General features: G+C 50.2%; 6 protein-coding genes, 1 rRNA gene and 2 riboswitches. Of the genes, 1 reads left to right on the top strand and 6 read right to left on the bottom strand.

What is annotated here, in order from left to right; all coding sequences use genetic code 11:
- Window positions 1-73: ribosomal RNA gene (locus KNP71_RS10765) — 16S ribosomal RNA — on the bottom strand; the annotation flags it as partial.
- A 347-nt stretch (window positions 74-420) separates the two neighbouring features.
- Here KNP71_RS10765 and KNP71_RS10760 point away from each other — a divergent pair.
- Entirely contained in the window at window positions 421-1254 is an 834-nt protein-coding gene (locus tag KNP71_RS10760) for a VanW family protein (RefSeq protein WP_029596119.1), read from the top strand.
- A 20-nt stretch (window positions 1255-1274) separates the two neighbouring features.
- On the opposite strand, the gene KNP71_RS10755 is transcribed toward KNP71_RS10760, so the two are convergent.
- The 5 genes from KNP71_RS10755 to KNP71_RS10735 all read right to left on the bottom strand — a co-directional run bounded on the left by KNP71_RS10755 (window position 1275) and on the right by KNP71_RS10735 (window position 8849).
- On the bottom strand, window positions 1275-2636 hold the full coding sequence (locus KNP71_RS10755) for an NCS2 family permease (protein WP_035385692.1): 1362 nt from the start codon (window positions 2634-2636) through the stop codon (window positions 1275-1277).
- An 88-nt stretch (window positions 2637-2724) separates the two neighbouring features.
- Window positions 2725-2826, bottom strand: a riboswitch (purine riboswitch).
- A gap of 137 nt (window positions 2827-2963) precedes the next feature.
- A complete protein-coding gene (gene guaA / locus KNP71_RS10750; RefSeq protein ID WP_029596121.1) occupies window positions 2964-4487 on the bottom strand; it encodes a glutamine-hydrolyzing GMP synthase in 1524 nt (507 codons plus the stop codon).
- Window positions 4488-4598: 111 nt separating this feature from the next.
- Window positions 4599-4699, bottom strand: a riboswitch (purine riboswitch).
- 39 nt (window positions 4700-4738) lie between these two features.
- Window positions 4739-6835, bottom strand: coding sequence for a transglutaminase domain-containing protein (locus tag KNP71_RS10745; RefSeq protein ID WP_029596122.1), 2097 nt, complete (start codon window positions 6833-6835; stop codon window positions 4739-4741).
- On the bottom strand, window positions 6832-7899 hold the full coding sequence (locus KNP71_RS10740; protein WP_021065164.1) for a DUF58 domain-containing protein: 1068 nt from the start codon (window positions 7897-7899) through the stop codon (window positions 6832-6834). Before KNP71_RS10740 ends, KNP71_RS10745 begins: the two co-directional genes overlap by 4 nt.
- Window positions 7896-8849, bottom strand: coding sequence for an AAA family ATPase (locus KNP71_RS10735; RefSeq protein WP_021065165.1), 954 nt, complete (start codon window positions 8847-8849; stop codon window positions 7896-7898). Before KNP71_RS10735 ends, KNP71_RS10740 begins: the two co-directional genes overlap by 4 nt.
- Between the last annotated feature and the right edge of the window lie 3 nt (window positions 8850-8852).

Raw genomic sequence — 8852 nt, 5'->3', positions numbered from 1 at the left:
TCCTGCGCTCGACTTGCATGTATTAGGCACGCCGCCAGCGTTCGTCCTGAGCCAGGATCAAACTCTCCAAAGAATTTGATATAGCTCTTTAAAAATGACGAAGCTTGCGCTTCATTCGAAAATTGTAAAACTTTTTTTGCCTCATCGTTCAGTTTTCAAAGTTCGTCTGTCGCTCTTGGCGACTAAATGATAATAACATTTATCATTATTGTGTGTCAACCAGTTTGTTTACTAAGTTGTAAGCAGCGCTGGCAACAGAGATAACTATAGCATCCCTTTCTATCACCTGGCAAGCATTATTCTAAAAAAACTTTAAAAGATTTTTCTCGTCCCCTTACTCGCATCTATTGTATTGGAGAAGGGAATTTTTCCCTGTCGACGAATACTCATCAATACCAACTTATAAGAAGGTGACACTTGATGCTCCAACTGCAGCCAAAGAAACGATCGAACCTGCGCATCTGGGCAGGAACACAGTATTACATATTAAAACGCCGAACACAATGGATGACGGATAAGAAGCGGTACACTTCTAAACGAGATACTGCACCACTGCCCCACCTCATCTATGAGCACCGCACCCCACTCTACCGAAAATTACGAGATATCGATCTCAAAATGCAACAGAATAAAGTCATTAATCTTAATATCGCCATTAAACAGTTAAATGGCATCATCGTTTCTCCAAATGAAGTGCTCTCATATTGGAAAGCCATCGGGCGACCTACAAAACGAAAGGGCTATGTGGACGGAATGATTTTGCATTACGGAAAGGTCACGACTGGAACCGGGGGCGGATTGTGCCAATTATCCAACTTGATTTATTGGATCACGCTCCATAGCCCACTCACAGTGACCGAGCGTTACCGCCACAGTTATGATGTCTTCCCTGATTCACGAAGGGACCAACCTTTTGGGAGTGGCGCCACATGTTCCTACAACTATTTAGACCTTCAAATCACCAATCGGACGGCACAGACGTTTCAACTCCTTCTATATATAGAGGGGGATTATCTCGTAGGGCAATGGCGGTCCAATATCCCACCAACCGTTCAATATGAGATATATGAAGAAAACCACCACTTCACGAATGAATGGTGGGGTGGAACAGTTCGGCATAACCAAATATTTAGAAGCGTCTTCTCCCAAGATGGCACATTCATCCGAAATGAGTTCATCACAGAAAACCATGCTTTAACCATGTACGACCCCTTCTTACCTGAAAACACTGCATACAAAAAAGCCGACTCATAAACCGAGTCGGCTTCATTTCATTACGCGTGCGGCAAGAATATAAAGTAAGCCAAGAAGATCACTAACATGCCGTACATGATTGGGTGAATCTCTTTCGTCTTCCCTTTCGCGACCATCATGAGCGGATACAAGATGAATCCGAGCCCAATCCCCGTCGCAATCGACGAAGTGAGGGGCATCATCAGAATCGTCATGAATGAAGGAATCGCGATTTCTAGCTTTCTCCAGTCGATATCGAGTAAAGCCGAAGCCATGAGTACTCCTACGATAATCAATGCAGGGGCTGTGACCGCCGATGTGACGACTGCCAAGAGTGGCGAGAAGAAGAGCGCCAATCCGAAGAACAAACCTGCGAATACAGCCGTCAAGCCCGAACGACCACCGGCCGCTACACCAGCCGACGATTCTACATATGACGTCGCAGTCGATGTCCCAAAGATTGCACCTGCCACTGTTGCTGTTGAGTCAGCCATGAGCGCTTTACTCGCACGTGGCACTTTGTTGTCTTTCATGATTCCTGCTTGACGAGCTACCGCTACGAGCGTACCCGCTGTATCAAAGAAATCAATGAAGAAGAACGTCAAGATGACGACTAGCATTTGGACCGTGAAGACTTCTGAGAAATTGATGAACGCTTGTCCGAACGTCGATGACATGCTCGGTGGTGCCGAGATGATGTCTGAGATGGCAGTCGGTGTCGGTACAAGATTGAAGATCATCCCGACAATTGCTGTGAGAAGCATCCCGATGAAGATACCACCTTTTACATTTCGAACCATTAACAATGCTGTCACTACAAGACCGAACACCGAAAGGAGTGTCGTCCCTGTTCCGAGTGAACCGAGACCGACGAGCGTCGCTTCGTTGGCGACGACGATACCTGCATTTTTCAAACCGATAAAGGCGATAAAGAAACCAATCCCTGCCGCGACCGCCATTTTGAGTGGTCCCGGAATTGCGTTGACGACTGTCTCACGAATACCTGACAGTGTTAAAACGATAAAGAACAAACCAGAAACGAGAACCCCAGATAGTGCCGTCTGCCATGGAATACCCATGCCGAGAACTACACTGTACGCGAAGAAGGCGTTAAGCCCCATACCCGGAGCGATCGCAATCGGATAGTTGGCGAACAAGCCCATCATGACAGAACCGACGAGGGCGACAAGACCGGTTGCCACGAAAACGGCGCCCATGTCCATTCCTGCTGCACCTAACACGTTCGGGTTAACGAACAAGATGTAAGCCATTGCCAGGAACGTAGTGAATCCTGCAATCAATTCCGTTTTGATGTTCGTTCCAAGTTCATTCAACTGGAAGTAACGTTCAATCCGGTTTCCTGATGGTTGGTGATTTGGTTCTTGCTTGAGCTGTGTGCTCATTGGTTTTCCTCCTTGGCTCGCCGTAAAACGAGAAAAGGTCCCCGATTGATAACCGGAGACCCCACGCGAAACATACAGGGACATACGTCCCTGATCTATGTCTCGCCGTAGTGAAATCATTTAAGGTGATTTCGTAGAGACTCTCGGGCCATATTCCCGATATTATACGGCAAAATAATTTTTAATTGTTCGGATATGATAAGAACGTTTTTATCTTAACAACGGAAAAATCGAATGTCAACACAAATGACGGATTTTAATCAAATATTTCGATCTATTGTTCGGATTTACCAAATAAAAACAGAGGGGATTTCTCCCCTCTGATGGTTATTCCCACTCGATTGTTGCTGGTGGCTTCGATGTGATGTCGTACAGGACACGGTTGACGTGACTGACTTCATTGACGATACGAACCGAGATTTTCTCGAGTACATCCCATGGAATGCGGGCCCAATCTGAAGTCATTCCATCAATCGAGGTGACGGCACGTACGCCGACCGCATAGTCATACGTCCGCTCGTCGCCCATGACACCAACTGAACGAATTGGTGTAAGGACCGTGAAATATTGCCAAATATCACGTTCGAGACCGGCTTTCTTCACTTCTTCGCGCAGAATCGCATCTGACTCACGCACGATTTCAAGTTTCTCTTCTGTGATTTCACCGAGAACACGAATGCCAAGACCTGGTCCCGGGAACGGTTGGCGCCAAACGATATAGTCCGGTAAACCGAGTTCAGTCCCGAGTTCACGCACTTCATCTTTAAAGAGCGTGTTAAGTGGCTCAATCAACGTGAAGTTCATGTCTTCTGGTAGTCCACCGACGTTATGGTGCGACTTGATTGTTTGAGCCGTGTCCGTTCCACTCTCGATGATATCCGTATAAAGCGTACCTTGGGCAAGGAAGTCCATGTCCACAAGTTTAGACGCTTCTTCGTCAAACACGTAGATGAACTCATTGCCGATGATTTTTCGTTTTTGTTCTGGATCTGAAACGCCGGCAAGTTTCGCCATGAAACGCTCCTGCGCGTCAATCTTGATGACTTTCATATTGAAACCGTCCGCGAACGTCTTCATGACGCTGTCCGCTTCATTTTTACGAAGCAAACCATGGTCGACGAACATACATGTCAATTGGTCGCCGATGGCACGATGAACGAGCGCTGCGACAACCGATGAGTCGACGCCACCTGACAACGCGCAAAGAACTTGCTTGTCACCGACAATCTCGCGAATCTTCTCGACTTCGATATCGATGAAGTTCTCCATCGACCACTCACCTTTGGCACCACACACTTCATAGATGAAGTTTTTCAAGATGTCGTTGCCGTACTCAGAGTGACGGACTTCCGGGTGATACTGTACACCGTACATTTTGAGTTCATCACTCTTGATTGAAGCGACCGGACATGATGGGTTCGTCCCATCGACGATAAATCCTGGCGGTGCTTCCATGACGAGGTCGCCATGGCTCATCCAAACCGTATGTTCCACTGGGAGACCTTTGTAGAGCGCCGACGCTTCCGGTGTCGAGAAGAGCGTCGCTTTTCCGTATTCGCGATGTGCCGCTCGTTCAACACGTCCACCGAAGTGATGCGTCATAAGTTGCATGCCGTAGCAGATTCCGAAAATCGGAATGCCAAGTTCGAAAATTTCCGGGTCACAGCGATATGCGCCTTCCGCGTACACACTGTTCGGTCCACCCGAGAAAATAATCCCGGCCGGAGCCAATTCACGAATCTCAGCAGCGGTCATCTTGTGGGAATGAAGCTCACTATATACGCCAAGGTCACGCACACGACGTGTGATCAACTGGTTGTACTGGCCTCCAAAGTCGAGCACCAAAATCATCTCTTGTTCTATTTTCACAAAATCTCCACCTTTCTGCCTTCTTCTCAAAAAAAGAGCGAGCTTCTCCTACGGATTCACTAAACCGAAGAAGAAGCACGCCCTTTTCTGTGTATACGAAACGTGCTCCTTCATAGTCGGTCCATTTACGGTGGTCCGGTAGAGACTCTCGCGCCAATTCGCGAGTATATACGAAGGAATGCTGTTCAATTATCTAACTAATGCGTCTATCTTACTGTATGCATCCGCCTACTTCAACTCATAATTCGACGAATCATGATTTTCCAATATTCTTTATATTTTGAATTCGGCGTTTTTTCGGCATAGATACTTTGTTCAAACAAACGGGTCAATCTCGTCATTTCCGTCGATTCATAATAAGCATCGACCTCTGCGGCGAGTTCGGACGGCGTGCGCCCGTCGACTTTGAAACCTGCTCCGCGGAGTCGTTTCACTAGATATCGATGCATGGCGACAAGTCGATTTTCATTCAATGGACGCCGTGTCCACCAAAGCATCATGACGAGGCGTTCAATCGATTTTCGGTTCCATACGAGAACGGCGACCGTAAAGACAATCACAATCCAACCCCACACCGGCATATTCCAGTTCTCCGTTGCCGCCTCTCCCGACGTCACATCATCGAGTGCCAAATCTTCTTGCGGACGATTCGTCGGCTCGTCGTCTTGCGACGCTTGTGGATCATTGGCCGCTGGATCGTCTGCATTCGCTTCGTCCTCCGTCTCGACTTGAAGCAAGTTGGCGTCCGAGAAACTGATGGTCGCCTCGAGCGGGACCCAGCCTGCGCCTTCCACGAAATATTCTACCCATGAGTGAGCGTGACGGTTCCGGACCGTGTATTCTTCTTCCCCTTGGATAATCCCGCGAGCATCACCCATCGTGAAACCTTTGACCCAACGCGTCGGCACTCCGCTCGCCCGGAGAAGGACGGCAGCCGAGGTCGAGAAGTTGTCACAGTACCCGATTAACGTATCGAACAAAAATTGATCGACGTAATCCGTATCACCTTCCGGGACGGCTACATCTTCCGTATTGTATTGGAAATCTCCAGATTGGAAGTAGGCTTGGACTGCTTGGGCTTGGTCGTAAGGTGTCTCACTGTCGCCCGTGATATCGGCCGACAAGTCGCGGACCCGATCCGGAAGTGAATCCGGCAATTGTAAGTACGCCTGCCGCTCTTCTTCCGTCAACGTCGTCACCGGCTCATTCAACGCCAGTTGCTCTTCTGTGAAGGAAGGGACACTGTAGCGAAGTTGAATCGTCTGAGGCGTCGTTTGCCCGTCATTGTCGAACACGATTTTCCCGGACGGTCGGATGTGAATCGTCTCGTTCGGAAACGGTTCTTCGATATTCCCGACTCGGAATTCGGTGCCATTGTCCGTCTCCGTCGCCTGTGGGTATTCTCCACCATACGGGACGAACGTTTGGCGCCGGTCAAATCGGAGCAACGCCTGTTCCGGTGTCGTATCGACAGCTTGGTCGACGAGTTGTCCGCGGTTATATTCGGAATCGAGGACCGGGGACTCGACCCAGCCTTTCCCCGTATAAATCTCTTTTGACTCGATGCGCCAATAGCGCGCCGGCACACCACGGGCGATGAAGACGATGCCGTCATCTTGCTCAAACGGTCCGCCGAGTTGTTCATCGTTCACCCCATAGCCGACTCGACCGCTGCCTGAGCCTTCATCGTTCCCAGCATTTTGGAAACTCGTCGTCAACCGATCGGACCAATCCCCTTCAATTGTCGGCGACACGCTCGCGAGCGCCAACACGACCGAAGCGAGGAGCGCGATACTGACATAGCGGACGAGCGATTTGCTCGGTCGTTTCGCCAGGTCGGTGACGAAGAGCAATAAGAGCGATGCTAAAATTGCGAGTAAAATCTTCCCTTCCCCGTCATAAAGCGTCCACGTGTCAAAGTAAGCCATCAGTCCGAGCGTCGAAACGATCATCCCGAGAACGAAGCCATAGCTCGGATACGTGCGTCCGACCAGGATGGCGAACAGTACCCCGATGAGTGCCATCGCCGAGAAGAAAATCGCCTCTTCCGGCAAAGCCCCGCTCAGTACCCCGCTCAAATCCTCTAACCATAGACCGAACCAATCCAGGATACTCCCGTGGTACACGTACAAGACGATAAAGAAATTGAAGACGACCACACCAATGAAACCATACCAAGGCAACAAGCTCGCAAACATCGGAACGAGAAGCAGGAACAAGAACGGCCAATTGACATCAAATGTCGTACTGCCCACAATCGGCTCGACCCAAAATGACAACAAGTAGGCGGCAAGCGCCGTATAGACGATTCGTTTCAACCATGTCGTCATGTCGTCACCTCGTTCGCCGTGTACAAATGATAGCTGCCTTGTGTCTCATTCATGATCTCACGCACCCATTTCGTCTCGAGTGGGCTAATCAAAATCAAGTTCCCCACTTCTTGCGGCAGGTTGCGCTTCACTCGTTCGACAAGGCGCCCTTCCGGCTCCGGTGTCGCTGTCAGCAAGTAATGGCCGACCTCTGCGCTTTGGTCCGGCAAATGGAACAGACGGACCTGCTCTTCGATGACATACAGTTCGAACGGCAGATTTTTCCGCTCGAGTTGTCGGATTGCACCGACGAGAAGCGACAATGAACGTTCGAACGCTTCTTCATGCCCAGCCGTTGTCGATGGGACAAAGACAAGCGACAGTTTCTTCTCCTGCTCTTGGTCGAACGTTTTCGTCATTAAGTTTCCGCGTCGAGCCGAGGCTTTCCAATCGATTCGACCGATGCGGTCCCCGGCCGCATACTCACGGACACCACTCGTCGTATTGGCAACCTCGGTATATGTGCGCGTGCGGCGATACTGTTCGCCTCGCCCACCGACTTGCTCGTCACGCGGTAAGTCGAACGGAAGTTCAGCAGGTGAGACTTCAACGACCGTCTCGAGTCGCAACGTCCGTTTGCGGTCGAACAATCCGAACACGTCTCGCACGTGAAGGACAGTCCGATCGAACACGTGGATGCCGCGTCGAATCTGTTCGATTTCGTAATGGACCGTCTCTGTCCGTCGAAAGAAACGATCGACCGTGGTAATGATGACATCAGTGGATGTCGCGAGTCGCGGCGGCGGTGTCTCTTCTAACGTGACGACCCCGACAAGAAACGGGTATTTCCGCTCCACTTGCAGTTCCACGTCCATCGTTTGGCCCGAGACGAGTCGTTTCGTCGTCACACGGCGCGACACGTTCGCGGCTGTGACCGGATAAATCATGAAAATCGTCCAATAGGCGGCCAGGACGAAAAATGACCACCAGAGCGTCGACGCGACGATACTCCCTTCAATCCGGGCGAATGCGTAAAGTCCGAATGCCGCCGCCCACACAAGGAACAGCTTCATCCAATTTTTCATACTTCTTTGACCTCACGATCCATCGGGACCGGAAGTGTGTCGAGCCAACCTTTGACGAGCTGTTCGGCCGTCTTCCCTTTATAGCGCGCTTCTGCCGTCAGTAAGATGCGATGACCGAGCACACTACCGGCGAGCGCCTTCACGTCATCCGGTAGCACGAAGTCACGGTTGTGGATATACGCCCACGCCTGTGCCGCCTTCATCAAAGCGAGTGTCGCCCGTGGACTGCCCCCGAGATACGTGTTCGGGTCGTTGCGCGACTCGTGAATCAAGCGGACGATATACTGTTTGACGGCACTCGAAACGTGTACATCGCGCACTTCGCGTTGCATCTGTTCGACTTCATGTTTCGTAATGACACTCTGTAACGCCTCAAGCGGTTCTGCTTTCTCAAACCGCGTCAGCAGTGCAATCTCTTCATTGAAAGATGGATAGCCCATCTCGATTTTAAGGAGGAATCGATCCAATTGAGCTTCCGGGAGCGGATACGTCCCTTCATGTTCAATCGGGTTTTGCGTCGCCATGACGAAGAACGGGGACGGTAAAATTTTGACTTCACCGTCGACCGTCACGCTGCGCTCCGCCATCGCCTCGAGCAAGGCCGATTGTGTTTTAGGAGAGGTCCGGTTGATTTCATCGGCCAAAACGATATTACCCATCAATGGACCCGGCCGATATTCGAACTCTTTCGTCTTTTGGTTATACATTGAGATTCCGGTCAAATCAGAAGGCAACATGTCCGGTGTGAATTGGACACGTTTGAAATCCAAATCGATGGCTCGACTGAACGTCCGGACGAGCATCGTTTTCCCGACGCCCGGGACATCTTCTAACAACACGTGCCCTCCGGCAAGTAAAGCAGTCAAACTCTTTGCGATGACATCTTCTTTTCCGACGATCACCGTCTCAATGGCATTGATGATCGATTGAATGGCTGGACGATATGACATAGC

Source organism: Exiguobacterium sp. s56 (genome assembly GCF_018618255.1).
GTDB classification, from domain to species: domain Bacteria; phylum Bacillota; class Bacilli; order Exiguobacteriales; family Exiguobacteriaceae; genus Exiguobacterium; species Exiguobacterium chiriqhucha.
Note: the sequence above shows the minus strand (reverse complement) of the source record. Positions and strands in the feature narration are given on the sequence as shown.